Origin of the sequence: Streptomyces avermitilis MA-4680 = NBRC 14893 (assembly GCF_000009765.2) — a bacterium.
Lineage (GTDB): Bacteria > Actinomycetota > Actinomycetes > Streptomycetales > Streptomycetaceae > Streptomyces > Streptomyces avermitilis.
The window spans coordinates 1,910,365-1,936,996 of the sequence record NC_003155.5 but is presented as its reverse complement, the minus strand read 5'-3'; the positions used below and the strand labels follow the sequence as shown (position 1 = coordinate 1,936,996).

Annotated in this window: 22 protein-coding genes and 1 pseudogene; 8 read left to right on the top strand and 15 right to left on the bottom strand. The window is 71.2% G+C overall.

Features of this window, described 5'->3' with window-relative positions:
• Positions 1-5 precede the first annotated feature (5 nt).
• The 4 genes from SAVERM_RS08335 to SAVERM_RS08320 form a co-directional block, all read right to left on the bottom strand.
• The gene (locus SAVERM_RS08335; RefSeq protein ID WP_010983011.1) at positions 6-281 is read right to left on the bottom strand and encodes a type B 50S ribosomal protein L31; all 276 of its coding nucleotides are present in this window, start codon (positions 279-281) and stop codon (positions 6-8) included.
• Positions 282-435: 154 nt separating this feature from the next.
• On the bottom strand, positions 436-906 hold the full coding sequence (locus tag SAVERM_RS08330) for a DUF5709 domain-containing protein (RefSeq protein WP_010983010.1): 471 nt from the start codon (positions 904-906) through the stop codon (positions 436-438).
• 576 nt (positions 907-1,482) lie between these two features.
• Positions 1,483-3,264, bottom strand: a complete 1,782-nt coding sequence (locus SAVERM_RS08325; protein ID WP_010983009.1) for an ABC transporter ATP-binding protein — start codon at positions 3,262-3,264, stop codon at positions 1,483-1,485.
• Positions 3,261-5,123: an ABC transporter transmembrane domain-containing protein gene (locus SAVERM_RS08320; protein WP_010983008.1), complete on the bottom strand. Its 1,863-nt coding sequence runs from the start codon at positions 5,121-5,123 to the stop codon at positions 3,261-3,263. The genes SAVERM_RS08325 and SAVERM_RS08320 overlap by 4 nt, the downstream gene beginning before the upstream one ends.
• A 270-nt stretch (positions 5,124-5,393) precedes the next feature.
• Here SAVERM_RS08320 and SAVERM_RS08315 point away from each other — a divergent pair, with 270 nt between their 5' ends.
• From SAVERM_RS08315 to SAVERM_RS08305, 3 genes and pseudogenes are all read left to right on the top strand, one after another.
• The gene (locus tag SAVERM_RS08315) at positions 5,394-6,158 is read left to right on the top strand and encodes a lipoprotein (protein WP_042492861.1); all 765 of its coding nucleotides are present in this window, start codon (positions 5,394-5,396) and stop codon (positions 6,156-6,158) included.
• Between the two features lie 176 nt (positions 6,159-6,334).
• Complete coding sequence (locus SAVERM_RS08310; protein ID WP_078234680.1) at positions 6,335-7,978, top strand: peptide-N4-asparagine amidase; 1,644 nt, start codon at positions 6,335-6,337, stop codon at positions 7,976-7,978.
• 57 nt (positions 7,979-8,035) lie between these two features.
• Positions 8,036-8,257: pseudogene (locus tag SAVERM_RS08305) on the top strand (C4-dicarboxylate transporter DctA); the annotation flags it as partial.
• 327 nt (positions 8,258-8,584) lie between these two features.
• Here the strand turns inward: SAVERM_RS08305 and SAVERM_RS08300 are convergent.
• The gene (locus SAVERM_RS08300; protein ID WP_010983004.1) at positions 8,585-9,040 is read right to left on the bottom strand and encodes a MarR family winged helix-turn-helix transcriptional regulator; all 456 of its coding nucleotides are present in this window, start codon (positions 9,038-9,040) and stop codon (positions 8,585-8,587) included.
• 94 nt (positions 9,041-9,134) lie between these two features.
• Here SAVERM_RS08300 and SAVERM_RS08295 point away from each other — a divergent pair, with 94 nt between their 5' ends.
• Both SAVERM_RS08295 and mltG read left to right on the top strand, forming a co-directional pair.
• Positions 9,135-10,934 (top strand): ABC transporter ATP-binding protein, encoded by a 1,800-nt coding sequence (locus SAVERM_RS08295; RefSeq protein WP_010983003.1) that lies wholly within the window; start codon positions 9,135-9,137, stop codon positions 10,932-10,934.
• Positions 10,935-10,977: 43 nt separating this feature from the next.
• Complete coding sequence (gene mltG, locus SAVERM_RS08290; protein WP_010983002.1) at positions 10,978-11,823, top strand: endolytic transglycosylase MltG; 846 nt, start codon at positions 10,978-10,980, stop codon at positions 11,821-11,823.
• A gap of 16 nt (positions 11,824-11,839) precedes the next feature.
• Here mltG and SAVERM_RS08285 read toward each other — a convergent pair whose 3' ends face one another.
• The 6 genes from SAVERM_RS08285 to SAVERM_RS45870 all read right to left on the bottom strand — a co-directional run bounded on the left by SAVERM_RS08285 (position 11,840) and on the right by SAVERM_RS45870 (position 17,088).
• Positions 11,840-12,928, bottom strand: coding sequence for an NAD(P)-binding domain-containing protein (locus tag SAVERM_RS08285; protein ID WP_010983001.1), 1,089 nt, complete (start codon positions 12,926-12,928; stop codon positions 11,840-11,842).
• A 41-nt stretch (positions 12,929-12,969) separates the two neighbouring features.
• On the bottom strand, positions 12,970-14,124 hold the full coding sequence (locus tag SAVERM_RS08280) for an LLM class flavin-dependent oxidoreductase (RefSeq protein ID WP_010983000.1): 1,155 nt from the start codon (positions 14,122-14,124) through the stop codon (positions 12,970-12,972).
• A complete protein-coding gene (locus SAVERM_RS08275) occupies positions 14,124-15,152 on the bottom strand; it encodes an ABC transporter substrate-binding protein (RefSeq protein ID WP_010982999.1) in 1,029 nt (342 codons plus the stop codon). Before SAVERM_RS08275 ends, SAVERM_RS08280 begins: the two co-directional genes overlap by 1 nt.
• 112 nt (positions 15,153-15,264) lie before the next feature.
• Positions 15,265-16,047 carry an ABC transporter ATP-binding protein gene (locus SAVERM_RS08270; RefSeq protein WP_010982998.1) on the bottom strand — a complete coding sequence of 261 codons (783 nt, stop codon included), beginning with the start codon at positions 16,045-16,047 and terminating at the stop codon, positions 15,265-15,267.
• Positions 16,020-16,898 carry an ABC transporter permease gene (locus SAVERM_RS08265; protein ID WP_037645912.1) on the bottom strand — a complete coding sequence of 293 codons (879 nt, stop codon included), beginning with the start codon at positions 16,896-16,898 and terminating at the stop codon, positions 16,020-16,022. The genes SAVERM_RS08270 and SAVERM_RS08265 overlap by 28 nt, the downstream gene beginning before the upstream one ends.
• Positions 16,899-17,019: 121 nt before the next feature.
• Positions 17,020-17,088, bottom strand: a complete 69-nt coding sequence (locus tag SAVERM_RS45870; RefSeq protein WP_351433102.1) for a putative leader peptide — start codon at positions 17,086-17,088, stop codon at positions 17,020-17,022.
• Between the two features lie 137 nt (positions 17,089-17,225).
• Here SAVERM_RS45870 and SAVERM_RS08260 point away from each other — a divergent pair, with 137 nt between their 5' ends.
• Entirely contained in the window at positions 17,226-17,648 is a 423-nt protein-coding gene (locus SAVERM_RS08260) for a secondary thiamine-phosphate synthase enzyme YjbQ (RefSeq protein WP_010982996.1), read from the top strand.
• Positions 17,649-18,718: 1,070 nt separating this feature from the next.
• Here SAVERM_RS08260 and SAVERM_RS42275 read toward each other — a convergent pair.
• Positions 18,719-19,084 carry a peptidoglycan-binding domain-containing protein gene (locus SAVERM_RS42275; protein WP_037645913.1) on the bottom strand — a complete coding sequence of 122 codons (366 nt, stop codon included), beginning with the start codon at positions 19,082-19,084 and terminating at the stop codon, positions 18,719-18,721.
• 190 nt (positions 19,085-19,274) lie between these two features.
• Positions 19,275-20,270, bottom strand: a complete 996-nt coding sequence (locus SAVERM_RS08250; RefSeq protein WP_037645914.1) for a GlxA family transcriptional regulator — start codon at positions 20,268-20,270, stop codon at positions 19,275-19,277.
• A gap of 71 nt (positions 20,271-20,341) precedes the next feature.
• On the opposite strand from SAVERM_RS08250, the gene SAVERM_RS08245 reads away from it, so the two are divergent.
• Positions 20,342-21,664, top strand: a complete 1,323-nt coding sequence (locus SAVERM_RS08245; RefSeq protein ID WP_042492856.1) for an MFS transporter — start codon at positions 20,342-20,344, stop codon at positions 21,662-21,664.
• Positions 21,665-21,676: 12 nt separating this feature from the next.
• Here the strand turns inward: SAVERM_RS08245 and SAVERM_RS08240 are convergent, their stop codons facing one another.
• Both SAVERM_RS08240 and SAVERM_RS08235 read right to left on the bottom strand, forming a co-directional pair.
• The gene (locus tag SAVERM_RS08240; protein WP_010982993.1) at positions 21,677-23,659 is read right to left on the bottom strand and encodes an ATP-binding SpoIIE family protein phosphatase; all 1,983 of its coding nucleotides are present in this window, start codon (positions 23,657-23,659) and stop codon (positions 21,677-21,679) included.
• A gap of 53 nt (positions 23,660-23,712) precedes the next feature.
• Positions 23,713-24,357: a class I SAM-dependent DNA methyltransferase gene (locus SAVERM_RS08235; RefSeq protein ID WP_042492853.1), complete on the bottom strand. Its 645-nt coding sequence runs from the start codon at positions 24,355-24,357 to the stop codon at positions 23,713-23,715.
• 357 nt (positions 24,358-24,714) lie between these two features.
• Here SAVERM_RS08235 and SAVERM_RS08230 point away from each other — a divergent pair, with 357 nt between their 5' ends.
• Positions 24,715-26,439, top strand: a complete 1,725-nt coding sequence (locus SAVERM_RS08230) for a fatty acyl-AMP ligase (RefSeq protein ID WP_010982991.1) — start codon at positions 24,715-24,717, stop codon at positions 26,437-26,439.
• The last annotated feature ends 193 nt before the right edge of the window (positions 26,440-26,632 follow it).

Below are 26,632 nucleotides of genomic sequence, written 5' to 3'. Positions count from 1 at the left end.
CCGGCTCAGGCCGCACCGCCCCCGTCGGAGCCCGGTCCCGTGCTTCCGTAGCGCCGCTCGAACTGGGCGATGCGGCCCTCCGAGTCCACCGTCCGTGCCTTCCCGGTGTAGAACGGGTGGCTCTCCGAGGAGATCTCCACGTCCACCACCGGGTAGGTCTCTCCGTCGTCCCACTCGATGGTCTTGTCGCTGGTCGCGGTGGACCGGGTGAGGAAGGCATAGCCGGCGGCGCGGTCGCGGAAGACGACGGGGTGGTAGTCGGGCTGCTTGTCCTGCTGCATGGGTGCTCCTTGCATGGTCTCGCACGGGCGGGGAGAGCCCGGATACGGCTCTCGCGCAGGCGGGGAAAGCCCGGAGGCGGCCGGATCAGACGCGTCCGGCCGGATCAGGCGCGTACGCGTGTACGGCCCCATCGGGCACGGATGGCCGTCCGGATCAGCCGGACAGGGCGTCCTCGTCGACGATGTGCATCGCTGCCTCCTCGGCCGAGGCGGCAGCGCCGTCGATGCCCACGTCGGTGGCGATCAGCCCGTTCTCCTCGTCCTCGTGCGCCCCTTCGTCGGGAGCCACGAGCCGACCGGAGCGGGCCGCGCCCACCTCGTTGTCCAGGGGTTCGCCGTCGCCGTCCGGACAGTCGCCGATGCCGTCGCCGTCAGGCTCCGCGATGTCGGGGAGTTCTTCCGCGAGGCGCTGGTCCAGCGTCTCGCCGTGGCGGCGCTCGGCCGCGGTCACGTCGGAGCGCTCCACCGCCCACGGCCGGTCCGGTGATGACCAGCCCCGGTCGAGCGGGTCGCTCACACCGTCGGAGACCAGGGTGTCCTCGGTGTCGAGCAGTCCCGAGTCCTCCTGTATCTCGGATCCGTCGGGCTGATAGACGTCGTCTCCCCATCCCTCGGCGCTGTCCACGGGTACCTCCAGGTGGTGGGGGCGGATCCGGTGCCGTCGTGTTCGCCGACGGCGCGGGTCCGCTCGGCACAGGCTGCGCCCTGGTGAACCGGGTGGTCCGGGACGCTCCCCGAGCCGGTGCCGCTATCCAGCCTTCCACCCCCGTTCGGCACTGCGCAACGGCACGACGGGATGACTGCCGCCGCCGGGCCGGATCCGGCCCGGCGGCAGACGCAGATCTCCGTCGACGTCGGGCTCGGATGCCCCTCCCCGGCACCGGCCCGACGGTGAGAGACGGGCCGGTGGCGGGCGGGGGAGGGGGGCATGGCCGGGCGGGTGGATCATCGTGCGGGCAGCCGGGGCCCGGACAGCCGCACCCCGCCACCGAAAAGGTGGTCGTGCCGCTGCCGAAGGGCCGTACCCCTTTCGGCAGCGCGCCGCCTTCCCGAAGCGCGCCGCCTTTCCGACGCGCGCCGCCTTCCCGAAGCGCGCTGTCTTTCCCAAGCGGGCCGCCTCGCCGTAGCGGGATCGGGCGGCCGGACCGTCGTCCCCCGAAGTGAACCGGGCGGGCCGGCCGAGCGGCTTGGCCGCCGTGTCTCACCCGTGCCAGGACCTCCACAGCGCCGCGTACGCTCCGTCGGCCGCGACCAGCTGGTCGTGGCTGCCCAGCTCGCTGATCTGCCCGTTCTCGACGACGGCGATGACGTCGGCGTCGTGGGCGGTGTGCAGCCGGTGGGCGATGGCGACGACGGTGCGGCCGTCGAGGACGCGGGCCAGGGACCGCTCCAGATGGCGGGCCGCGCGCGGGTCGAGGAGCGAGGTCGCCTCGTCCAGGACCAGCGTGTGCGGATCGGCCAGGACCAGCCGGGCCAGCGCGATCTGCTGGGCCTGGGCCGGGGTGAGCGCGAGTCCGCCCGAGCCGACCTCGGTGTCGAGGCCGTCGTCCAGCGCCTGCGCCCAGCCGTCTGCGTCGACCGCGCCCAGCGCCGCCCACAGCTCGGCGTCGCCGGCGCCGGTGCGCGCGAGGAGCAGGTTGTCGCGCAGGGAGCCCACGAAGACGTGGTGCTCCTGGTTGACCAGGGCCACGTGGGAGCGGACCCGCTCGGCCGGCATCCGGGACAGCTCGGCGCCGCCCAGGGTGATGCGGCCGTCGCGGGGCGCGTAGATGCCGGCGAGCAGCCTGCCCAGGGTCGACTTGCCCGCGCCGGACGGGCCGACCAGGGCCAGCCGGGTGCCGGGCGCGACCTCCAGGGACACCTTGCGCAGGACGTCGACTCCGGCGCGGTAGCCGAAGTGGACCCGGTCGGCGTGCACGTCGCGGCCGTCCGGGGCGAGCGACTCGTCGCCCGCGACCGGCTCGACGTCCCGGACGCCGACCAGGCGCGCCAGCGAGACCTGGGCGACCTGAAGCTCGTCGTACCAGCGCAGGATCATGCCGATGGGGTCGACGAGCATCTGCGCGATGAGCGCGCCGGTGGTCAGCTGGCCGACGTCGATCCAGCCTTGCAGGACGAACACCCCGCCGATCATCAGGACCGAGCACAGCACGGTGACGTGGGTGAGGTTGACGACCGGGAAGAGCACCGTCCGCAGCCACAGGGTGTACCGCTCCCAGGCCGTCCACTCCTTGACCCGCCGGTCCGACAGGTCGATGCGCCGGCCGCCGAGGCGGTGGGCCTCCACGGTGCGACCGGCGTCGACGGTCTCGGCGAGGACGGCGGCGACGGCGGCGTATCCCGCGGCCTCCGACCGGTAGGCGGACGGCGCGCGCTTGAAGTACCAGCGGCAGCCGATCACCAGCAGCGGCACGGCGAGCAGCACGGCGGGCGCCAGCGGCGGTGCCGTGACGGCGAGGCCGCCGAGCAGCAGCGCGACCCACACGACGCCGATGGTCAGCTGCGGCACGGCCTCGCGCATCGCGTTGGCGAGGCGGTCGATGTCCGTGGTGATGCGGGACAGCAGATCACCCGTGCCGGCCCGTTCGAGCACGCCGGGGGGAAGCCCGACCGACCGTACGAGGAAGTCCTCGCGCAGATCGGCCAGCATCCGCTCGCCGAGCATGGCCCCCCGCAGCCGCACCTCCCGTACGAACACGGCCTGCACGACGAGCGCGAGAACGAACAGTGCGGCGGTGCGCTCCAGGTGGAGTTCGCGCGTGTGGTCCGAGACCCGCTCGACGACCGCGCCCAGCAGGTAGGGACCGGCCATCGAGGCGACGACGGCCACCGTGTTGACCGCGATGAGGATCAGAAAGGCACGGCGGTGCCGTCGGAACAGTTCGGCCACGTAGGCGCGTACGGTCGCGGGGGCGCCGACCGGCAGGGTGTTCGCCGTTGTCGGGGCGGCCGGGTCGTACGCCGGTGGCGCCACGCCGATCATGCGGTCTCCTCGATCTCTTCCAGTTCGTCGATCTCGTGCAGTACGCCGCCCATGGCGGCTTCTTCGCCCGCGAGCACGCCGCCCACGGCGGCCCGGTCGTCTGTCAGTACGCCGCTTCGGGCGGCCTCTGCGTCCACCTCGCGGGTGACGACGGCCCGGTAGCGGGGCTCGCTGTGCACCAGTTCGCGGTGCGCGCCGACCGCCACCACCTCGCCCTCGTGCACCAGTACGACCCGGTCCGCGCGGTCCAGGAGCAGCGGTGAGGAGGTGAAGACGACCGTGGTGCGGCCCGTGCGCAGGCCGCGGATGCCGTCGGCGATCCGGGCCTCGGTGTGCGAGTCGACGGCGGACGTCGGCTCGTCCAGGACGAGCACCTCCGGGTCCGTGATCAGCGACCGGGCCAGCGCGAGCCGCTGGCGCTGCCCGCCGGACAGAGACCGGCCACGCTCGGTGATCCGCGCGTCCATCGGGTCCTCGGCCTCCAGCGACCCCTGGGCGAGCGCCTCCAGGACGTCGCCGCACTGGGCTGCGGCCAGCGCCTCGGCGGCACTCACCTCTCCCGACGCGGGTACGTCGAGGAGTTCGCGCAGCGAACCGGACAGCAGCACCGGATCCTTGTCCTGGACCAGAACGGCGGTGCGGGCGGAGTCGAGTGGAAGTTCGTCCAGCGGCACGCCGCCGAGCAGCACCGAGGTGCCTTCTTCGGACGGGTGGCCGCCCAGCCGCTCGGCCAGCACGCCCGCCGCGTCCGGGTCGCCGCACACCACGGCGGTGAGCCGCTCGGCGGGCGCGAGCAGCCCGGTCGCGGGGTCGTACAGATCTCCGTCCGGCACGTCCGCCTCGCGCGATCCCGCCGTGTCCGTGGCGCGCTCCAGCGACAGCACGCGCGCCGCGCGCCTGGCGGACGGGCGCGAGAAGGAGTACGCCATGGCGATCTCCTCGAAGTGCCGCAACGGATAGGTGAGCAGCATCACCGCGCTGTACACGGTGACGAGTTCACCGACGGTGATCCGGCCGTCGACGGCCAGATGCACGCCGCGCCAGATGACCGCGATCATCAGCAGCCCCGGCAGCAGCACCTGGATCGCCGAGATCAGCGACCACATTCGGGCGCTGCGCACGGCCGCCCTGCGGACCTCCTGCGAGGCCCGGCGATAGCGGTCGAGGAACAGCTCCTCGCCGCCGATGCCGCGCAGCACCCGCAGGCCCGCGACCGTGTCCGAGGCCAACTCGGTGGCACGGCCCGCCTTCTCGCGCTGGACGTCGGCGCGGCGGGTCGCCCGGGGCAGCAGCGGCAGCACGGCGAGTGCCAGCACCGGTACGCCGACGGCGACGACGACGCCGAGGGCGGGCTGGTACACGACGAGCCCGACACAGACCACCACGACGGTCACGGCCGCCGCGGTGAACCGCGAGACGCCCTCGACGAACCAGCCGATCTTCTCGACGTCGCCCGTGGAGACCGCGACGATCTCGCCGGCCGCGACCCGCCGGGTCAGGGCGGAGCCGAGCTGCGCGGTCCTGCGGGCCAGCAGCTGCTGGACGCGGGCGGCGGCGGTGATCCAGTTGGTGACGGCGGCCCGGTGCAGCATGGATTCGCCCAGGGCGAGGCCCGCGCCGCACAGCACGATCAGCCCGCCGGTCAGGGCGAGTCGGGTGCCCGAGCGGTCCACCACCGCCTGGACGGCGAGGCCGACGCAGAACGGCAGCCCGGAAACGGCCAGGAAGTGCAGCAGACCCCAGGCGAGGCTCGTCAGCTGGCCGCCCAGCTGATTCCGGAAGAGCCACCAAAGGAATCGGGGACCCGAGCGCGCGTCCGGCACACCTGGGTCGGGATACGGAAGGTCTTGAATCTGCATGACGTCCCAGTGGCTCGTGTCAGGGGGTGAACGGGGAGGAGGAGCGGCGAAGGGTGAAAAGTGCCGAAATGGGATGAATGGACTGCTGGAGCTCAAGGCTGGACTGGCCCTGTCGGCGACAACAAACCGTGAAAGGTTCGCGTCACAGCGTGGTCGGAGGCAAGCGATTTTCCGGTCCGGAGGCAAAGGTTCGGCCCGGACCGCCCGCATATGGCCGGGAAGCAGGGGGCCGTGCGCAATCGCCCGGAACGTGGTGCGACGATGGTTCGCATGCGAATTGGCGGTGCGAGCGGTGCGGTACGCGCGGGGGTCGTGGCGGCGACCTGCGGTGTCCTTCTGATGTCCCTGACGGCCTGCGGTGGTTCGGACGGGTCGAACGCGGCGAAGGGCGGCGGCGGATCGGGCGGCAAGGCGGGCTCCGGTTCGGGGCAGTCCAAGGCGCCCACCGTCGATCTGCTCCGCATCCCGGACGTCGGCGACCGGCTACAGAACAAGATCCCGGCCAACTCGCGCCAGGTCGTGGCGGTCTACGGCGAGGGCAAGGACTCGGCGGACTCCACGATCGTGCTGTACACGAAGAACGGCTCCACCTGGGACCAGACCCGCAGCTGGGAAGGGCACAACGGCAAGAAGGGCTGGACCACCGACCACCACGAGGGTGACAAGCGCAGCCCCGTCGGTGTGTTCACGCTCAGCGACGCGGGCGGTGTCCTCGCCGATCCGGGCGCGGAGCTCCCGTACACGCAGTCGGCGTCCTTCCAGGCTCCGCACTACTGGTCCAGGTCGCACTGGCACGACTTCGACTACGTCATCGCCATCGACTACAACCGGGTCAAGGGCACCGCGCCGAACGACCCGACCCGCCCCGAAGGCCAGTCGAAGGGCGGCAGCATCTGGCTGCACATGGACCACGCCGGCGGTACGTCGGCCTGTGTGAGCCTGTCCAAGTCCGGTATGGAGTATCTGCTGCGCACGCTCGACCCGAACCAGCACCCTGTGGTGGTGATGGGGGACAAGGCGGACCTCAAGGCCTAGTCCCACCGGTGGAACGCGGGACACTGTCCTGGGGTGTCCCCACCCGGTCCCCGCCTGCTCCCCACCCGGTCCCCGCCTGCTCTCCGCCCGGTCCCCGCCCGCTCCGCGACTGTTCTCCGCCAGCTCGTCGCGGTACTCATTGCGGGTGGGGTCAACTCCCCCGTAGAACACGGGCCATGAGAAGCCGGATAGTCATGTCCATGCTCGTCGGGGTAATTCTCGTGGCGAGCACCCTCCTCGGGGCGAGTCCCGCACCAGCGGCAGGCAAGCACACCGCCGAGGCCACGCCGTCCGCCGAGCCCGCCCCACCCGCCGAATTCGGCACCGACTGGCACGACCCGCTGACCGCGGCCCCGCCGATCGGGAAACCCGCCACCAGATCCTGCCAGGTCACCGTCGCCGAGGCACAGTTCCGCGACTTCACGCCGTACCGGGGCACATATGCGCCGCCGCGTGGCTGCGGCGACCGCTGGAGCAGGGTCGTGCTGCGGCTCGACGGCAAGGTGCGGGGGCGGCAGTTCGACCGCCTCGGCTACCTGCACATCGGCGGCGTCGAGATCCTCCGCACCTCCACCCCCGAGCCTTCGCCCGACGGCATCGAGTGGTCCGTCGAGAAGGACGTCACCCGGTACAGCGACACGTTCCGGCAGAGCCGCGACGTGGAGATGCTCATCGGCAACGTCGTCGACGACACGTACACCGGAGTCATCGACGTCAGGGCCACGCTGACCTTCTACGCGGCCGACCGCACGAACGGACCGGCGGCGACCCCCGACCGCGTCCTCACCCTCGCCGACGGGACGACCCTCACCACACCCCGCAACAGCGAACGCATCGTCGCCGAGGTGTACGCCACCGGCTCGGGGGGCGGCTGCGAGGAGTTCTGGTACCTGACGGTGCCGGACTCGGCGCCGTACTCCTGCAAGGCGGACAAGGGGCCCTACCGCGAGGTGCAGATCAAGGTGGACGGCCAACTGGCCGGAATCGCCGCACCGTTCCCGACCGTGTGGACCGGCGGCTGGTCGAACCCCTTCCTCTGGTACGTGATTCCGGGACCGCGCGCCTTCGACGTCAAGCCGATCGAGTACGACCTCACACCTTTCGCCGGGCTGCTCAACGACGGCCGTCCGCACCGGGTCGACGTCTCCGTCGTCGGCGTTCCCGAGGGGCAGGCCGGCTGGAGCGCACCGGTCAACGTCCTCGTCTGGCAGGACACGAAGAGCACACGGGTCACCGGCGCACTCACCGCCCACAAGGCGGCAGACCTCGCCAACTCCACCACGTACACGCCCGGTTCGGAACATCGCCTGGACACCGAGGGCGGCCACCGGCTGACGGTCGCCGGATATGTGAACACCTCGCACGGCCGGGTGACGACCACCGTGAGCCGCACCCTCGCCACCACCTCCGCACACCGCTGGACCGACGGCGAGAACATGGACGGCCTCCAAGCCGTCTGGAACGACGACGAGTCGGTCACCGCCGACGGGCGCGGACCGGACCGGACGACGCGTATCCGGCGCACGTACACGATGGACGGCACCACCACGCTCGGCCCCGACGACCGGCTGCGGAGCGCCCTGACGCTCGGCGACCGGGCGACGGCCGTCGAGTCGCGTGGTGGCCGGCGCACCGCGTGGTCCCGGCTCGACGACACCTACACGGGTGATGCCACGTATACGGCGAACGTGCCGCGCGACCAGCGCCACGCGGTCGCCACGACGAGCGAGCGCTACCGGCTGAGCGGTTCGGCGGGCTGCTACGACCGCAACCTCGTCACCGTGCAGGGGGTGTTGACGCGTGACCGCAGCGACTGCTGAGGCGGTCGTCGGGGCCGCTCCATGATTTACACGGACGTGACGCACGCGTATCCGAGCACCAATCTTCTCGGCAACTGTGTCGCCGTCTTCGCGGTGTCCCGCTGGGAGGGCGCGTTGGACACGGCGCGGGCGAAGAAGGTGCTGGACGGCGAGATCGCGTTCGTACCGGACGACGACGACCACGCTCCGCGGACCGACGCCGAGACTCCGGAAGCCGAAGCCGCGAAGCCGACGGTGCCGGCCCGGTCGGTCAAGGAGCCCGCACCCGAGGTCGGCTGACGGCTGTACGGGATCGGGCGGGCCGCGGCTACCACTCCTTCGGTACGGAGGGGGAGTCGTGGCCCGTCCGCCTGCTCCACGCCCCGTGCGTGGCGACCGCCCCGCGCACGGCCGCCACTCACGCGCGCGGTACGGGCGTCTCCCGGGAGGCGGGGCAGGAGGCAGGGGCAGGAGGCGACACCGGCAAGCCCGACGGCGCGTGCGGGCGGTGGCCGCGCCGCCATGTCGTACCGCCGTCACCCCGCACCGCCGCGTCATGTCACGCCGCGCGTCCGCCCGCGCCGCGTCCGGCAAGGCCGGCATCCCGCACGCCTCGTCCGGGACGACTCAGCAGTGCCGCTCCCCTTCCGGTGCGCCGTCCACCAACGTGTCCAGCAGCCCCCCGAGCACCTCGCGCTGGTCGTCGGTCAGGGGGGCCAGGATCTCCTCCGCCGCCGACCGGCGCGCGCCGCGCAGTTCGTGCAGCGCCTTGCGGCCCTCGTCGGTGACCTCGATCCGGATCACGCGACGGTTGGTCGGGTCGGGCACCCGGCGCACCTTGCCGCTCGCCTCCAGGCCGTCGACGAGCGTCGTCACGGCCCGCGGCACCACCTCGAGACGCTGGGCGAGGTCCGCCATGCGGGGCGGTGAGCTGTAGTGCGCGAGGGTGCGCAGCAGCCGGGACTGGGCCGGTGTGATGCCGAGGCCGCGCTGCTCCAGATGGCGCTTCTGGATGCGGTGCACACGGCGGGTGAGCCGCAGCAACTGCTCGGCGAGCAGGCCGTCGGGATCGGGGGTGGTCATGTCGGGAACAATATCAGGACCTCGTTCATTGTGAGCATAGGTAACAATGAGCTAAGCTCCGTCAGTCGTCCTCGTCTCGCCTCCGTAGGAGCCCATGCATCCCGACCGACCCACCTGGACCCCGTCACCCGCCGCCACCGAACAGCCGCGACAGGTGCGCCGCATTCTGAAGCTCTTCCGGCCCTACCGCGGCCGGCTCGCGATCGTCGGGCTGCTGGTCGGCGCCGCCTCGCTCGTCTCCGTCGCCACGCCCTTCCTCCTGAGGGAGATCCTGGACGTCGCGATCCCGCAGGGCCGCACCGGTCTGCTGAGCCTGCTCGCGCTGGGCATGATCGTCAGCTCGGTCGTCACCAGCATCTTCGGCGTGCTCCAGACCCTGATCTCCACGACCGTCGGCCAGCGCGTCATGCACGACCTGCGCACCGCCGTCTACGGCCGGCTCCAGCGCATGTCGCTCGCCTTCTTCACCCGGACCCGCACCGGAGAGGTCCAGTCCCGCATCGCCAACGACATCGGCGGCATGCAGGCGACGGTCACCTCGACCGCCACCTCCCTGGTCTCCAATCTGACCAGTGTCGTCGCCACGATCGTCGCGATGGCCGCCCTCGACTGGCGGCTCACCGCCGTGTCGCTGCTCCTGCTGCCGCTCTTCGTGTGGATCAGCCGCCGCGTCGGCAACGAGCGCAAGAAGATAGCCACCCAGCGCCAGAAGCAGATGGCCACGATGGCGGCCACGGTCACCGAGTCGCTCTCCGTCAGCGGCATCCTGCTGGGCCGCACGATGGGCCGCGCCGACTCCCTCACCCAGTCGTTCGCGGACGAGTCCGAGAGCCTCGTCGACCTCGAAGTGAAGTCGAACATGGCGGGCCGCTGGCGCATGGCCGTCATCAGCATCGTCATGGCCGCGATGCCCGCCGTCATCTACTGGACCGCGGGCATCGCCCTGCAACTCGGCGGCCCCTCGGTGTCGATCGGCACGCTCGTCGCCTTCGTCTCGCTCCAGCAGGGCTTGTTCCGGCCGACCGTGAGCCTGCTCTCCACCGGCGTCCAGATCCAGACCTCGCTGGCGCTCTTCCAGCGCATCTTCGAGTACCTCGACCTGCCCATCGACATCACCGAGCCGGACCAGCCCGTCCACCTCGACCAGGTCAAGGGTGAGATCCGCTTCGAGGGCGTCGAGTTCCACTACGACGACAAGAGCGGCCCGATCCTCCAGGGCATCGACATCCGCGTCCCCGCGGGCGGCAGCCTCGCCGTCGTCGGCCCCACCGGCTCCGGCAAGTCCACCCTCAGCCATCTGGTGCCGCGGCTGTACGACGTCACGGGCGGCCGCGTCACGCTCGACGGTGTAGACGTGCGCGACCTGGACTTCGACACGCTCGCGCGCGCGGTCGGCGTCGTCTCCCAGGAGACGTACCTCTTCCATGCCTCGGTCGCCGAGAACCTGCGCTTCGCCAAGCCGGACGCCACCGACGAGGAGTTGTACGCGGCGGCGCGGGCAGCCCAGATCCACGACCACATCGCCTCCCTGTCCGACGGGTACGACACGGTCGTCGGCGAGCGCGGCCATCGCTTCTCCGGCGGCGAGAAGCAGCGCCTGGCCATCGCCCGCACCATCCTGCGCGACCCGCCGGTCCTCATCCTCGACGAGGCGACCAGCGCCCTCGACACACGCACCGAGCGCGCCGTCCAGGAAGCCATCGACGCACTCTCGGCCAACCGCACGACGCTCACCATCGCCCACCGGCTGTCCACCATCCGGGGCGCCGATCAGATCGTGGTCCTGGACGCCGGGCGCGCGGTCGAACGCGGCACGCACGAGGAACTGCTGGAGCGGGACGGCCGTTACGCGGCCCTGGTGCGCCGAGACGCCCAACTGGAGCCGACAAGATGAAGATATGCCGGGTTTGTGACGTTTAGCGGGTTACCGTGCCCGCATGCAGATGAACACTCCGCCACGGAGCACGATTCGACTGACGCGCCGGGGCCGGGGCGCCCTGATCGCGACCGGAGCCGTCGTGGCGGCCACCGCCGTGGCGGTGCCGCTGCTGATCCTGAAGAGCGACGGGCCCACGCGGCCCACCTCCCTCGTGATCCCCGAGGGCTGGCGTTCCGGACAGATCTACGAGGCCGTCGACAAGGCCCTCGAACTGCCCGCGGGAACTACCAGGAAGTCCCTCGCCAAGGCGAACCTCAAGCTGCCGGGCGACGCGGAGGGCAACCCGGAGGGCTACCTCTTCCCGGCGACGTACCCCCTTGAGAAGGCGACGCCTGAGTCCCTGCTGCGGGCCATGGTCGACACCGCGAACAAGAAGTTCCGCGGCAGCCCGATCACCGCGGGGGCGCAGCGCAACGCGATGACCATGTATCAGGCCGTCACCATCGCGAGCATCGCCCAGTCCGAGGCGGCGACCAAGGCCGACATGGGCAAGGTCACCCGGGTCGTCTTCAACCGGCTGGAGCGGGGGATGCCGCTCCAGATGGACTCCACCATCAACTACGCGATGAACCGCTCCACGCTGAACACCACGGTGGCCGACACGAAGCTGGACAGCCCCTACAACTCGTACCAGCGCATGGGGTTGCCGCCCACGCCGATCGCCAACCCCGGCGAGGACGCGATGCGCGCCGCGGTCAATCCGACGCCGGGGGACTGGCTGTACTTCGTCACGGTCAAGCCGGGCGACACCCGCTTCACGTCGAGCTACGAGGAGCATCAGAAGAACGTCGCCGAGTTCAACCGGAACCGCCGGAGTCCGTCGCCGTCGCCGTCGCACCGGTGAGACGCCGTGCGGGGTGTCACACGGTGAGGGGCTCTCCCGCCAGCAGCCGCCTGATGTCCCGTACCGCCGCCCGGCCCGCCCGGTTGGCGCCGATCGTGCTGGCCGACGGGCCGTATCCGACCAGGTGGATCCGCGGATCGGCGACCACACGGGTGCCCTCGACGCGGATCCCGCCGCCCGGCGCGCGCAGCCGCAGCGGGGCCAGATGGTCGATCGCGGCGCGGAAGCCGGTCGCCCACAGGATGACGTCGGCGGCCACGCGCCGTCCGTCGTCCCACTCCACGCCGTCCGGGGTGATCCGGTCGAACACCGGCAGCCGGTCCAGGACGCCGTCCGCGATCGCGCGTCGGACGGCGTCGTTCAGCGGCAGCCCGGTGACCGAGACGACGCTCCGCGGCGGCAGCCCCCGCCGGACCCGCTCCTCCACCATCGCCACGGCCGCCCGCCCCACGTCCTCGCTGAACGGACCCTCGCGAAAGACCGGCGGACGCCTGGTCACCCAGGTGGTCGAGGCCGCGTAGGGAGCGATCTCCATCAGGTGCTGGGTGCCGGACGCGCCGCCGCCCACGACGACCACCCGCTGCCCGGCGAACTCCTCGGGGCCGGGGTACTGGGCCGTGTGCAACTGCCTCCCCCGGAACGACTCCTGGCCCGGATAGCGCGGCCAGAACGGCCGGTCCCAGGTGCCGGTGGCGTTGATGAGCGCCCGGGTCGCCCACGTGCCGTCGGAGGTCTGGACGAGCAGGCGCCCGCCCTCACCCTCGCGCACGGCCGTGACGTCGACCGGCCGGCGCACCCGCAGGTCGAAGGTGCGCTCGTAGGTGTCGAAGTACTCGGCGATGACCTCGGAGGACGGCCGCGAAGGATCGGCGTCCGTCAGCTCCATGCCGGGCAGCGCATGCATCCCGTGCACCTTGCGGTACGTCAGCGACGGCCACCGGAACTGCCAGGCGCCGCCCGGACGCGGGGCGTGGTCCAGGACCACGAAGTCCCGTTCCGGTTCGAAACCCGTGCGCCGCAGGTGAAAGGCGCTGGACAGACCTGCCTGCCCAGCGCCTGTGACGACCACGTCGACTTCGCGCGCCGGTACCCCGATGTTGTTCACGCTTCTACCAACTCGGTCGGGGTCCGGGATCTTCCCGATCGTCAGCGGCCACCCGCGACCAGCAGCGGCGAGCCACCCCCTGCCGTCACAGGGGGCAGCAGCCCACGAGCCGCCAGGTCGGGGATCACGCCCTCCCCGAACCAGTACGCCTCCTCCAGATGCGGATAGCCGGAGAGCACGAAGTGCTCGATGCCCAGCGCGTGATATTCCTCGATCCGGTCGGCGACCTCGGCATGACTGCCCACGAGAGCGGTGCCCGCACCACCGCGCACGAGACCCACGCCCGCCCACAGGTTCGGCGAGATTTCCAGCCGGTCGCGCGAGCCGCCGTGCAGGGCCAGCATGCGCTGCTGACCCACCGACTCGCTGCGCCCGAGCGCCGTCTGCGCGGCGGCGATCGTGTCCGCGTCGAGGTCGTCGAGGAGCCGGTGCGCGGTCGACCAGGCCTCGGCGGACGCGTCGCGCGAGATGGTGTGCAGCCGGATGCCGAAGCGCACCGTCCGCCCCTCGCGCTCGGCCAGCGAACGGATCCGGTCGATCTTCTCCTTGACCTGCTCGGGAGGTTCGCCCCAGGTCAGATACACATCCGCGTGCCGGGCCGCGACCGGACCCGCGGCGGCCGACGAGCCACCGAAGAAGATCTCCGGCAGCGGGTCGGGCGGTACCGCGGTCAGCCCGCCCTCGACCTGGTAGTGCGCCCCGTCGAAGTCGTACGGACGTCCGCTCCACACCCCGCGGACGACCGAGAGGAACTCGTCCGTACGCGCGTACCGCCGGTCGTGGTCGAGATGGTCGCCGAAGCGCCGCTGCTCGGTGGAGTCGCCACCGGTGACGACATTGAGCAGCAGCCGGCCCCGGGTGATCCGCTGGTAGGTCGCCGCCATCTGCGCGGCGAGCGTCGGCGAGATGACGCCCGGCCGGAACGCGACCAGGAACTTCAGCCGCTCGGTGTGCTGGGCGAGCGCCACCGTCGTCAGCCAGGCGTCCTCGCACCAGGTGCCGGTCGGCGTCAGTACCGCCTCGAAGCCCAACTGCTCGGCGGCCTTGGCGATCTGCGCGAGATACTCGATGTCGGGCGGGCGTACGCCCTTGACCGGCCGTGCGAGGTCGGCACTGTTGGAGGCGTAGGCGTGCCGGTCCACGAGGGTGCGGCCGTCGCCGCCGGTCGGCAGGAACCAGTGGAGATGGACGGTCATCAGGAGTCCTTGTAGACGCGGGGCGTGCTGGTGGAAGCGGGCAGGCCGCCGTTGAAGCGCGTGTCCACGAAGTCGGCGAAGTCGACCTTCTTCGGGATGAGCTTCAGACCGGTGAAGGTGTCCGCGATCTGCTGCTCGGAGGCGATGAGCGGCTTGTCGACGGCGACGGGGACACGGCTGGCGTTGGTGCGCTTCACCGAGGCCAGCGCCACCTCGTACGGCAGCCCGGTGTCCTTCGCCCAGACCTTCGCCCAGGCGGCGGGGTGCTCATAGACCCAGTCCTGGGCGCGCCGCAGCCGCTCCAGGTAGTCCTTGACGGCCGCGCTCTTCTTCTTGTCCGCGAGCGCGGAGGGCGCCGCCACCTGGAAGCTGAGGCCGTTGACCACACCGTCGCCATCGACCAGCGCCCGGCCCTGCTTCGCCTGGAGCACCTGCGAGGTGTACGGGTCCCACACCGCCCAGGCGTCCACCTTGCCGCTGGTGAACGCGGCCAGCGCGTCGGCGGGCTGGAGGTACTTGACCTTCACGTCGCTCAGCTTCAGACCGGCCTTTTCGAGCGAGGCGACCAGCTGGTAGTGCGCGGACGAACCCTGCGCCACGGCGACGGACTTGCCCTTGAGTTCCTCGGGCTTCCGCAGCGACGAGTTCTTCGGTACGAGGACGGCCTCGCCCTTGGACGTGCCGTGCCAGGCGGCCACCACCGAGATCTTCGAGCCGGCGCCGGCCGCGAAGACGGGCGGGGTGTTGCCGACGCCGCCGATGTCGACGGCCTTGGCGTTGATGGCCTCCAGAAGCGGTGGTCCGGACGTGAACGTCGACCACTTGATCTTGTAGTTCAGGTTCTTGAGCTCTCCGGCGGCCCGCAGAACCGCTTCGGAACCACCCTTCTGGTCCCCGACGTTGAGCGTGAGGGACCCCTTGCCGTCCGTCCTGCCGCCCGTCGAGGTGCCGGCCGCCGAATTCCCGCCGCAGGCGGCCAGTAGCAGGGGGAAGGGGAGGAGCAGAGCGGGGGCGAGGCGTCGTCGCATGGTGATTCCGTTCGCTTGGTTCAGGTGAGGGTGAGGCCCCGGGGGCGGGCTGAAGGGGTGGGGTGTGCGGCTCTGGGGAGCGCGGGGCGTGCGGCTCGGGGAGCGTGCGGGTTCAGGCGGCCTCTGCGGCGGTGTCGACACCGAGCCGCTCCAGCAGTTCGGCGCGCAGTTCTGCGAACCGGGGGTCGGTGATGTCGCGCGGGCGGTCCAGCTCGACCTCCGTCTCGTACGCGATGACGCCGTCGTCCATCACGAGGACACGGTCGGCGAGCAGTACCGCCTCCTCGACGTCGTGCGTGACCAACAGGACGGCGCAGCCCCGGCGTTGCCAGAGTTCGCCGACGAGCCGCTGGGCCTTGATGCGAGTGAGCGCGTCGAGCGCGCCGAACGGCTCGTCGAGCAGCAGCAGATCGGGTTCGCGGACCAGCGCACGTGCCAGCGAGGCGCGCTGGGCCTCGCCGCCGGAGAGGGTCTTGGGCCAGGCGTGGGAGCGGTGGGCGAGGCCGACCTCGGTCAGCGCCTGCTCGGCGACGGCACGCTCGGGCTTTCCGGGCAGCCCGAGCAGGACGTTGCGCCACACCTTCTTCCACGGCATCAGCCGGGGGGCCTGGAACGCGACGGCCTTGCGGCGCGGCACCAGCACCGTGCCCTCGATGTCGCGGTCGAGCCCGGCGAGGATGCGCAGCAGGGTGGACTTGCCGCAGCCACTGCGACCGAGGAGAGCGACGAACTCGCCCGGGCGGACGTCGAGTTCAAGGTTGTCGATGACGGCACGGCCGTCGAAGGAGCGGGTCAGGCCGTCCACCCGTACGGCGGAGGCGGCAGCCGTGGACGCCTGGGCCGCCGCGGTCGCGGCCTTCTGTGTACTCAACGGCCGGTGAACGTCGGTCGCCATTGCAGCAGCAGCCTTTCGAGGGAGCGGACGACGAAATCGGCCAGCAGGCCGAGGAAGGCGTAGACGATCAGGCAGACCACGATCACGTCGGTCCGCAGGAAGTCCCGTGCCTGCACCATGAGGAAGCCGATCCCGGCGTCCGCGTTGATCTGCTCGGCGAAGACGAGCGCCAGCCAGGCGATGCCGAGCGAGTAACGCAGCCCGGTCATGGCGCCGGGCAGCGCACCCGGAAGCACCACATGCCGCACGAGCCCCCAGCGGGACAGGCCGAGGGACTCTCCGGCCTCGATGAGCTGGGAGTCGACGCCACGGATACCGGCGTAGACGTTCAGGTAGAGCGGGAAGGACACGCCGAGCGTGATGATCGCGATCTTCGGCGCCTCGCCGATGCCGAACCAGATGATGAACAGCGGGATCAGGCCGACGAACGGCACGGTCCGCAGCATCTGGACACTCGCGTCCACCAGGTCCTCGCCGGCCCGGAACAGGCCGGAGACCAGCGCGAGCCCGGTGCCGATGGCGGCCCCGAACAGCAGCCCGACCGCGACCCGCTGAAGCGAGACGCCCATCGCGTTCGGCAGCGAGCCGTCGACGACGAGATCACGGGCGACCTGGGCGATCCGCCCGGGCGAGGCAAGGACGTCGGAGGTCAACACGCCCGTGCTGCTGAGGAGTTGCCACAGAAGGAGCAGCAGGACCGGGCCGGAGGTGCGGCGCAGCCAGCGCGGGACGCGGGTGCGGCGGGTGGAGGCGGGGACGATGGGTTCGAGCGCGGGCACCGCCTGCTCATCCTTGGATATTGCCGAAATATCGGTCCTGGGTGAGCCGGGCGGGGCATGGCTGATGCTCATGAGTGCTCCACGGGGAGGAGAGCGGCCTGAAGAGGGTGCGCCTGGACGCCGCCGCGTCCGATGGGGCATCAGACGTGCGGGCAGGGCGAAGTGCAGGCGGGGAGAGAGGAGTGAAAGGGCGTCAGCGGCCGCGGCGACACGCGGCGGAGGCCACCCGCAGCAGGTCGATGTGACCGCGCGTGGTGAGCATGGCTGAACGCAACATGCGGCTGAAAGTAGCCAAACGGCCCTTGCCCGGTCAATGGCGTCTCGCGGACTGGACCCCTCGTATCAAGGCGCGGGCGATCGCTCGCGCGCGAACCCCGGCGCATGGGTGAGGATTGAGGCATGTCCGATGCCTTCACCACTCGCGTCCTGAACGTCGCCTCCGGCTCGCAGGAGACGGTCGTCGACCTGACCCACGACTGCGAGGCCTTCCTCCGCGACACGGCGGCCGGCCGCGACGGCCTCCTGAACGTCTTCGTCCCGCACGCCACGGCCGGTGTCGCGATCATCGAAACGGGCGCCGGCAGCGACGACGACCTCCTCGCCGCCCTGCACACCCTGCTCCCCGCTGACGACCGCTGGCAGCACCGCCACGGCAGCCCCGGCCACGGCCGTGACCACGTACTCCCGGCCGTCGTGGCCCCACACGCGACCCTTCCGGTCATCGACGGCAGGCTGCAACTGGGGACCTGGCAGTCGGTGTGTCTGGTGGACACGAACCAGGACAATCCCAACCGTCAGGTGCGGCTGAGCTTTCTTGGCTGATGGACTCGTTCCGCTCGGGCGGGCAACCGCCGGCGCCGACCCTCCGCCGCCCTGCGCCTCCCCTGGTCACTCGGGTGCACCTACGTGTCGGGGTCTCAAGCCTGCTGGACGCGCGAAAGCCCGGGGCTAAGCGCTTCGGGTGCCCACGGCCGTTTCTCTCCGTGGACGAGTGCGGTCGAAGAACCACGCGCCCAGACCCACCAGCAGGGCCGCCCCGGCTCCGTACACGGTCAGCCACAGGGTTGTCGTGGACGCCAGGCAGTCGGCAACGGCGTCATGGCGAAACCCTGCGCGAGCGCGAATGTGAGCACGGCGGCGAGAGCGGCGCCGACGAATCCCGGCTGAGCGGACGCGCCATGGGTGCCTGTGCCCCCAGACGTGGCTTTCCCGGCTTCTCGAGTGCCGAGGTTGTCCGTGCTCTCTCCCGCCTGCATCTGAGACCACCAGTGTTCAGGCATAGCGCGTCATCGGCCTGGCATCGTGCCGGACCCGCGGGGAGCCCGCCCGGTTGGCGGGCTCCCCGCCTATCGGCTCCCTGCGGAACCGAGCGCGCGTCCACACCGGGGTGTCCGGGGCGTACGCTGCCTGGCGGCTGCTCGGCCCGGAAGCCGAGCGCAGCCGCAAGCTGAAGGAGCTTCGGCGGCGGCGCGGCGGCCCCCTCGCGGTGGGCCTGTTCCAGGACTGGGTGCAGGACCCGTACGGAGCGGCCTGCCACTTCTGGCAGGTGGGGGCGAAGAGCTGGGAGGTCGTGCCACGGATGCGCCACCCGCTCCCCGACGCCAACCTGTATGTCTGCGGATCGGCGTGGTCGACGGGGCAGGGATGGGTCTACGGCGCGCTCACCCAGGCCGAGCTGATGCTCGAGGAGCACTTCGGCCTGGCCCCGTCCGACGTGGCTCTCGCCAAGCGTCCATCTCGGCGCGTAGGCCGCCGAGGCGGCACGTCGGCCGGCTGGGACGACGGCCGGCCGGTACGACGGCCGGTCGTCGCGCACTCCGCCGGTCAGAGGGTTGGTTCGGGGTGGATATGGAGTGGCTCCGGGAGAAGCCAACGGGCTGGTGAGGGGAAGCTCAGGACGGATAGGGGTGGTAACAGTCCAGGGCCGGGTCATAAAGCACCTGCCAAGTGCGGCCCTCGATGACACCGCTCGGCGGCAGGCCGTGGCAGCCCTGGATCCACTCGATCTTCTTCAGCATGACGGAGTCGAAGACCCCGTCGAGGGCCAGCTTGGGCGGCTGGCCTCCCCACACGTTGCTCAGGCACTGCGCCTGCCTGACCGCCTTACCGGTGTCACCGAGGGTGAGCATCGGCCGCGCCGTCGACGACACGTAGGAACAGCGATCGGGGACGGCTACGGCGACAGGTGGCACTGCCAGGCCAAGTGCCGCGGCTGTGCACAGCGCCGCGCCCAAGGTGACCGATCCGCTCTGTCTCATGCCGCTCCTTCCGGTCCGGCCACTTGCTGGGGAAACTCGGCGTCCGGGGCGATGGATATCCCCATGATCCCGCATGTCCGGCAACGTCCGCGCGTTACGACACGTTCGATCGTGGCGCCGGCCTCCCGTGGGACAGCCCGAGCCGTCAGGTCGGTCCCGTGAGCCACCCGCGGCCGCCGGACGGCCACGATCAGCCGGGCGCATGCCGCCGCGCCGTCCCTCGGAAGGTATGGCGGTACGCGCGCGGTGACACGCCGAGCGTTTCTCTGAAGCGCTGGCGCATCGCGGTGCCGGTGCCGAATCCGGCCCGGGCCGCGACGCGGTCCACCGGTTCATCGGTCTGCTCCAGGAGCCGACGGGCGTGCTGGAGGCGCTGGTGGGCCAGCCACTGGATGGGCGTCATCCCGGTCTCCTGGCGGAACTTGCGGCTCAGGGTCCGCACGCTCATCGACGCCTCCCGCGCGAGATCCTCCAGGACGAGCGGCTGTTCCAGATGCCGCAGCGCGTAGGTGCGGGCGGCGGCTGTGGAGGCATCCGCGGGTTCACGGATGGGCTGTTCGATGTACTGGGCCTGTCCGCCCTCGCGATGGGGCGGTACGACGGTGTCGCGGGCCACGGTGTTCGCCACTTCCGCGCCGTGATCACTGCGGATCATGTGCAGACACAGATCGATCCCGGCGGCGACACCCGCGGACGTCAGCACACCCCGGTCGTCGGTGTACAGCACGTCGGGGTCGACGTCGATCTCCGGGTACAGCGTGCGCAGTTCCTCGCAGGACTTCCAGTGCGTCGTCGCCCGGCGGCCCGCCAGCAGCCCGGCGGCGGCGAGGACGAACGATCCGGTGCAGATCGAAGCCAGCCGCGCACCGTCGGGGATCCGGGCCAGAGCGGCACGCACCGGGGCGGCCAACTGCCCCCGTTTCTGCGGGGTGTAGTCCTCCACGGCCGCAGGAACGATCACTGTGTCGGCACCCTCCAGCGCTTCGGGCCCGCAGGGCACGTTGATCGTGAAGTCGGTGTCGGTGGTGATCTCGCCGGGCACGGGAGCGCAGGTCACCACCGCATACAGGCGCCGGCCGTCCGCTCCGCGCGCTGTGCCGAACAGGCGGTGCACGATGCCCAGTTCCATCGGAAGCAGCCCGGGGCGCACCAGGATCACCACGCGGTGTGCCTTCTCCTCACGCATGGCCGGATTGTTTCACTACCTGTCCAGTCGGCCAGTGGTACGGGCGTCCCGCCTCACGAAGGGTGACGGGTATGGAAGACACAACCGGACACCCCCGCAATGCTCAGGGACACCGCGCCTGGTGGGTAGCCGCCGTCGCCGGACTGGCCATCGTGGTCGCCGGTGCCTTTTCCACGATGCCCGGCATCCTCCAAGGCCCCCTGCACCGGGAGTTCCACTGGTCCAGGGGCTCCATCGGCCTCGCCGCCTCCGTGAACATGGTCCTCTACGGCGTCACCGCCCCCTTCGCGGCGGCCCTGATGGACCGCTTCGGCATCCGCCGGGTGGTCGTCGCCGCCCTCAGTGCCGTCGCCGGCGGCGCCCTGCTCACCACGGTGATGAACGCCTCCTGGCAGTTCACCCTCTTCTGGGGCTTCCTCGTCGGTCTGGGCACCGGTTCCCTGGCGATGACCTTCGGCGCCACGGTCACCAACCGCTGGTTCGTACAGCGGCGCGGCCTGGTGACCGGAATGCTCTCCTCGGGCAGCGTGCTGGGCCAGTTGGTCTTCCTGCCGGCGCTGTCCTGGACCATCGACCACTACGACTGGCGCCCCGCCCTCATCACTCTCGCCCTGGTGGCCCTGGCCACCGCTCCCCTCGTCCGGCTCACGCTGCGGGACCATCCGGCCGACCTCGGCCAACGCCCCTACGGCAGCGACGCCTTCGTCCCCAAGCCGCCTCCGGTGACCGGTGCCGCCCGTCGCACGGTCACCGTGCTGCGTGACTCGGCGCGGACCCGTCCGTTCTGGCTGCTCGCCGCTCTGTTCGCGATCTGCGGCGCCTCCACCAACGGCATCATGTGGACCCACTTCGCCCCGGCCGCCCACGATCACGGCATGCCGGTGACCACCGCCTCCACGCTGCTGGCCGTCATCGGTGTCTTCAACGTCGCCGGCACCATCGGCTCGGGCTGGCTGACCGACCGCGTGGACGCCCGCCGTCTGCTCGCCGTCTTCTTCACCCTCCGCGGCGTCCTGCTCGTCACTCTGCCGCTGCTGATGGCCGCGACCGTCAACCCGCCCATGATGGTCTTCGTCGTCGTCTTCGGCCTCCTGGACCTCGCCACGGTCCCGCCCGTCATCGCCCTGTGCCGCCAGTTCCACGGTGCGGACAGCGCGATCGTCTTCGGCTGGACCAACGCGGCCCATCAGGTCGGCGCCGCCCTGGCCGCCCTTCTCGGCGGCGTCGCCCGCGACGCGTTCGGCAGTTACGACTTCGTCTGGGTACTCCTGGGCGCCGCCTGCGCGGCCGCCGCCCTGCTCGCCCTCGTCATCCAGCGGCCCTCCGCGCCCCGGAGCACCGAACTCCGGGACACTCCTGTCCCGAGCACGGCGGACTGCGCAACCGGCCGGTAGGGCGCGGGCCGGCTACTTCTTCGGGATCAGCTGCTCGAACCAGACCACCTTGCCCGTGCTCAGCCGCGTCGCTCCCCAGCGCCGCGCGAGTTGATTGACCAGAAACAGGCCGCGGCCGCCCTCGTCACCTGGCTCGGCATGCCGCATCCGGGGCACCTGAGGGGAGTCGTCGGTCACCTCGCAGCGGAGCACGTCGGTGCGGAGCAGCCGCAGCGCGATGGGCCGTGAGGCGAACCGCACGGCGTTCGTCACGACCTCGCTGACCATGAGTTCCGTCGAATCGAGCAGGGACTCCAGCCCCCAGCGCCGCAGCGTCCTGCGGGTCAGCCGGCGTGCCTGCCGCGCGGTCAGCGGGTGGGGGGCCAGGAACCAGTACCCCACGCTGTCCGGAGGGAAGCCCTCGAACCGGGCGGCGAGCAGCGCGATGTCGTCGTCCCGGGTGCCCGGCCCCAACGTGCCCAGCACTTGGTCGCACAGCCGTTCCAGCGAGGGGGCGGCGCGCCCGTCGGCAGTGGCCTGGAGACGGGCACGCAGCGCCTCGACGCCCGTTCCCACGTCCGTCTCGCGGGACTCGACCAGGCCGTCGGTGTACAGCAGAAGGGTCGCCCCGGTGGGCGCGGGCATCTCCACGGATTCGAAGGCGACGCCGCCGACGCCGATCGGGGCGCCCGGCGGGATGCGGAGTACTTCCCCGCGGCCGTCGGGGTGCAGGAGCACCGCGGGCGGGTGGCCGGCGCTCGCCATGAGCAGCCGGTGCGATATCGGGTCGTAGATGGCGTAGAGGCAGGTCGCGATGTGGTCGCTGCCCAGGCGCTGGGCCTGCTCGTCGAGATGGTGCAGGACCTCGTCCGGAGGCAGGTCCAGCCCGGCGAGGGTCTGCACGCTGGTGCGCAGCTGGCCCATGATCGCGGCGGAGGTCATGGAGTGGCCCATGACGTCGCCGACGATCAGCGCGACGCGGCTGCCGGGCAGCGGGATCGCGTCGTACCAGTCGCCGCCGACCTGAGCGGTCTTCGAGGCGGGCAGGTATCGGCTGGCCAGCCGGACGCCGGTGGGTTCGGGCAGCGACGACGGGAGCATGGTGTGCTGAAGGGTGTCCGCCACCGACGCCTCGTGTCCGTACATCACCGCCTTCTGGACGCCGAGAGCGGTGTGGGTCGCGAGCTGGGAGGCGACCAGCAGGTCGTCACCGGTGAAGGCGGGCCGGTCGGGCCGGCGCAGGAGAACGACGGTGCCCATGACGTGGTGGCGGCCGTGCAGGGGAGCGATGACCAGTCTGCGGCCCGGCGGCAGAGCCCCGGGCACGCTCGCCACGGGCCCGAGCAACTCGGCCACCGCGGGCGCGATCCCCGGCGCGTCGCCGAACGCCGGCCGCCCGGCCAGCAGGAGCGTCGCGAGCCGGCCGGTGGCGGTGAGATGGACGCGCTCGGCCACATCCGAGGGCAGGGGAAGACTCGTCGGAGCGGGCATACGAGACCAGCCGGTGTGGGCGGGCTCCGGCGTCCGGTCGATGCTGTGCAGTTGCAGGGCCACGGGCGCGGCCGACTTCTCGTCGCCGACCGGCAGCGGATCGTGCAGATGGATGAATATCACGTCCGCGAACGCGGGAACGGCTGCCCGGTGCAGTTCTCGGAGCGTCTCGTCCAGGTCCATCCCGCGGGCGATCTGCCGGGTCGCCACGTCGAGATACCTGAGTCGGTCGGTCTGCGGCCCGGTGCTGTCCGGCACCGCTCCCTCGGCGTACTCCGCTTCGGGAGCGTCCCCTTCCGGCGCGTGTCGCCCGGTGTCGGCACGGGACGGGGTGACCGGCCCCTTTCCCGGCTGCCCGGGCCTGCCCCCGTCGTGGCGGCCGTGCGCGGGGGGCGGCTGGGGCGTCCGGGTGACCCGCGGGCCCATGGGCGTGACGGGTGCGACAGGCCCGGCCCCGCTCAGCGGGCCGCCGGACTGCCGGGAGGCCTGGGCCGGGCCTTCATGAGGGGTGTGGTGCTCCGTCACGCGTTTGTCCCGTTCCGTGGGTGCCGCGGTCCGCGGTGATGGCTCGTGCGTTCTCAGCCGCGCCGTCTGCAGCAGAGGAAGACCTGTTCCTCGGGAGGGACGTCGGCGACCGAGGGGGCATAGGTGTAGGAGAACTCCTTGACGATCTCGAAGCCCGCGGTCTCGATGACCGTGTGCAGGTCCTCCCGCAGGTAGCCGGAGACCCGGATGGTGTGTCCGACGAACGGGATGGAGAAGTCGTCCACATCGGCTTCCACCATCGCGAGGGCGAACAGGCCGCCGGGAACGAGGAGATGGCGGACCGTCAGCAGCGCGAGCGGAATCTCGGGGCGCGGGAGCATCAGCAGGGAGAAGAAGGCCGCGACGGCGTCGAAGCGGCCCAGGTCGCGAGAGCCGCCCGGTCGCAGGTCGGCGACGTCCAACTGGTGGAACGTCGCACCCGGGACATACGCGCGGGCGAGTTCCACCATCCCGCCGGACAGGTCGACGCCCACCACGTCGAAGCCGGCGTCCGTCAGCTGGCGCGCGGTCGGCATTCCGGTGCCGCAGCCCAGATCCAGCACGCGGGATCGCGGCGGCAGGGATCCGATCAGCCATTCGCCGACGGAAACCTGGCCCTCCTTGTGCGGGAAGGCCTCGTCGTAGCGGTCGCCGATGGCGTCGAAGGCCTCGGCCTGACCTCTGCGGTCGAACCGCATGCTCTCGTAATCAGTCCCATTGCCACTGTTGATCACGAAAGTAACCTTTCATGGGTCATATTGTATTATCCCACAATCGGGTGAATTGCGGTCGTGGGCGCATCCTCGACGCGCAGCGTTTACATGCGGTCTGTCCCTCGGGCGGGTGGGACTTGCTAGGGTGTTACCCGTTGGTAGCAAGCTGAATGGGGGGCGCGAGGGGTCGGCGGACGTATCGCCGCAGCTCCTCGGGCGGGTGGTTGAGACGGACGGTCTGGCAAGGGGGCCAGGTCGGCCAAGGCTTCTGCGCGTGTGTGTCACGCGGCCCTCGAACTCCAGTTCCCTCGCCCACTGATCCAGACAGGTGAGACTCTTCATATGGCTCGATCCCTGGTCGACTTACTGACCAAGCACGCCTCGCACCAGCCCGACCGGACCGCCTACCGCTATCTCGTCACGGGCGACCGTGACGGAGAGATCCAGGACATCTCGTACGGGCGGCTGGCCGAACGGTCCCGCGCCGTCGCCTCCTGGCTTCAGGAGCGCGGCCTGGCCGGCTCCCGCGCCATGCTGCTGTATCCGCCCGGTCTCGAGTTCATCTGCGGCTACCTGGGCTGCCTTTCGGCCGGGGTCGTCGCCGTGCCGGGCGTGCCCCCGCAGGGCCGGTCGCAGAACCACCGCGCCCTGACCCGGATGAAGCGCCTGATCGCCGACGCGGACGCCAAGGTGATCCTGGGCGGCCGTGAGGTGATCGCCGCCCTGGGCACCATGGCGGAGCACCTGCCCGAACTGGCCGAGATCACCTGCGTCGCCACCGAGGACATCCCGGACGCGGCGGCCGGCTCCTGGCGCGAACCCGACCTCACCGCCGACTCGGTCGCCTTCCTCCAGTACACCTCAGGGTCGACCTCCGCTCCGCGCGGCGTGATGGTGACCCACGGGAACCTGCTGGACAACGAACGGGTCATCACGGAACGGATGGGCCACACTCCCGACACCATCGCGGAGTACGACCACGAACTGTTCGTCAGCTGGCTGCCCGTGTACCACGACATGGGCCTCATCGGCCCGGTGCTGAACACGGTCTACCTCGGCGCGACCGCCACACTCTTCTCGCCGCTGCACTTCCTCCAGCAGCCGCAGCGCTGGCTGACCGCCCTCAGCCACTACCGCCCGCACACCAGCGGCGGCCCCAACTTCGCGTACGAGCTGTGCCTGAAGCAGGCCACTCCCGACCTCCTCGACGGCCTCGACCTGAGCCGGTGGAAGGTCGCCTTCAACGGCGCCGAACCGGTGCGGGCCGCCACCCTGCGGCGGTTCACCGAGACGTTCGGCACGGCCGGGTTCCGTCGCGAGGCGCTCTACCCGTGCTACGGGCTGGCCGAAGCCACCCTGATGGTCACCGGCGGCTCGGTGGCGGCCCCGCCCACTCTGATCGAGGCCCCCGAGACCGGACCGCACGCCGGCGCGGCGGACGCGGCGGCGGTCGGCTCCGGCCGGCCCGGCCCCGGTGTGACCCTGGTGATCGCCGACCCGGAGCGGCAGCAGGAACTGCCCGACGGCGAGGTCGGCGAGATCTGGGTCCTGGGCGCGAGCGTCGCCAAGGGCTACTGGCGCAACACCCTCGCCACCCGCGAGAGCTTCCGCGCCACCCTGAAGAACCGTGAGGGCCGCTTCCTGCGGACCGGCGACCTCGGCTTCCTGCGTGACGGCGAACTGTTCGTCACCGGCCGCCTCAAGGACCTGATCGTCATCGACGGACGCAACCACTACCCGCAGGACCTGGAGCTGTCGGCGGAGATGTCCCACCCGGCGCTGCGGCCCGGCTGCACCGCCACGTTCTCCGTGGACGGCGGAGTGGAGGGCGAACAGCCCGTCATCGTCGCCGAGGCGGCCCCGGAGGCGGCGGACGAGTTCGAGAAGATCACCGACCGGATCCGCAGCGCGATCGGCGAGGCCCACGGACTGTCGGTGCGTGATGTCGTGCTGGTCCATCCCGGCACCATCCCCAAGACGTCCAGCGGGAAGATCCAGCGCCGCGCCTCCAGGACGGCGTACCTCGACGGCACCCTCTCCGTGGTCGGCGCGGCCGCCACGAGATGACGTCGCCCGCCGCCGGCGCGGACGAGAGCGCCGGCGGCGGTACGCCAGTTGCCGCCGTCGTACCGGCGTGCCGGTCGCACGCCGGTCGCCCACGGTCGTACGGCGCCTGAATCCGTCGTACGACGACCGCTTCAGCCGGACCGGCGTCGGCCCGCGCCCGCTGGATCGGCGTCGGCACCGTCAGCCGTGTCGG

What these genes read in the sequence shown, in the direction of transcription:
- SAVERM_RS08335 (WP_010983011.1), bottom strand. Translation starts at nt 281, where the DNA reads ATGCAGCAGGACAAGCAGCCCGACTACCACCCCGTCGTCTTCCGCGAC.
- SAVERM_RS08325 (WP_010983009.1), bottom strand. Translation starts at nt 3,264, where the DNA reads ATGATCGGCGTGGCGCCACCGGCGTACGACCCGGCCGCCCCGACAACG.
- SAVERM_RS08320 (WP_010983008.1), bottom strand. Translation starts at nt 5,123, where the DNA reads ATGCAGATTCAAGACCTTCCGTATCCCGACCCAGGTGTGCCGGACGCG.
- SAVERM_RS08315 (WP_042492861.1), top strand. Translation starts at nt 5,394, where the DNA reads ATGCGAATTGGCGGTGCGAGCGGTGCGGTACGCGCGGGGGTCGTGGCG.
- SAVERM_RS08310 (WP_078234680.1), top strand. Translation starts at nt 6,335, where the DNA reads ATGAGAAGCCGGATAGTCATGTCCATGCTCGTCGGGGTAATTCTCGTG.
- SAVERM_RS08300 (WP_010983004.1), bottom strand. Translation starts at nt 9,040, where the DNA reads ATGACCACCCCCGATCCCGACGGCCTGCTCGCCGAGCAGTTGCTGCGG.
- SAVERM_RS08295 (WP_010983003.1), top strand. Translation starts at nt 9,135, where the DNA reads ATGCATCCCGACCGACCCACCTGGACCCCGTCACCCGCCGCCACCGAA.
- mltG (WP_010983002.1), top strand. Translation starts at nt 10,978, where the DNA reads ATGCAGATGAACACTCCGCCACGGAGCACGATTCGACTGACGCGCCGG.
- SAVERM_RS08280 (WP_010983000.1), bottom strand. Translation starts at nt 14,124, where the DNA reads ATGACCGTCCATCTCCACTGGTTCCTGCCGACCGGCGGCGACGGCCGC.
- SAVERM_RS08275 (WP_010982999.1), bottom strand. Translation starts at nt 15,152, where the DNA reads ATGCGACGACGCCTCGCCCCCGCTCTGCTCCTCCCCTTCCCCCTGCTA.
- SAVERM_RS08270 (WP_010982998.1), bottom strand. Translation starts at nt 16,047, where the DNA reads ATGGCGACCGACGTTCACCGGCCGTTGAGTACACAGAAGGCCGCGACC.
- SAVERM_RS08265 (WP_037645912.1), bottom strand. Translation starts at nt 16,898, where the DNA reads ATGAGCATCAGCCATGCCCCGCCCGGCTCACCCAGGACCGATATTTCG.
- SAVERM_RS08260 (WP_010982996.1), top strand. Translation starts at nt 17,226, where the DNA reads ATGTCCGATGCCTTCACCACTCGCGTCCTGAACGTCGCCTCCGGCTCG.
- SAVERM_RS42275 (WP_037645913.1), bottom strand. Translation starts at nt 19,084, where the DNA reads ATGAGACAGAGCGGATCGGTCACCTTGGGCGCGGCGCTGTGCACAGCC.
- SAVERM_RS08250 (WP_037645914.1), bottom strand. Translation starts at nt 20,270, where the DNA reads ATGCGTGAGGAGAAGGCACACCGCGTGGTGATCCTGGTGCGCCCCGGG.
- SAVERM_RS08245 (WP_042492856.1), top strand. Translation starts at nt 20,342, where the DNA reads ATGGAAGACACAACCGGACACCCCCGCAATGCTCAGGGACACCGCGCC.
- SAVERM_RS08235 (WP_042492853.1), bottom strand. Translation starts at nt 24,357, where the DNA reads ATGCGGTTCGACCGCAGAGGTCAGGCCGAGGCCTTCGACGCCATCGGC.
- SAVERM_RS08230 (WP_010982991.1), top strand. Translation starts at nt 24,715, where the DNA reads ATGGCTCGATCCCTGGTCGACTTACTGACCAAGCACGCCTCGCACCAG.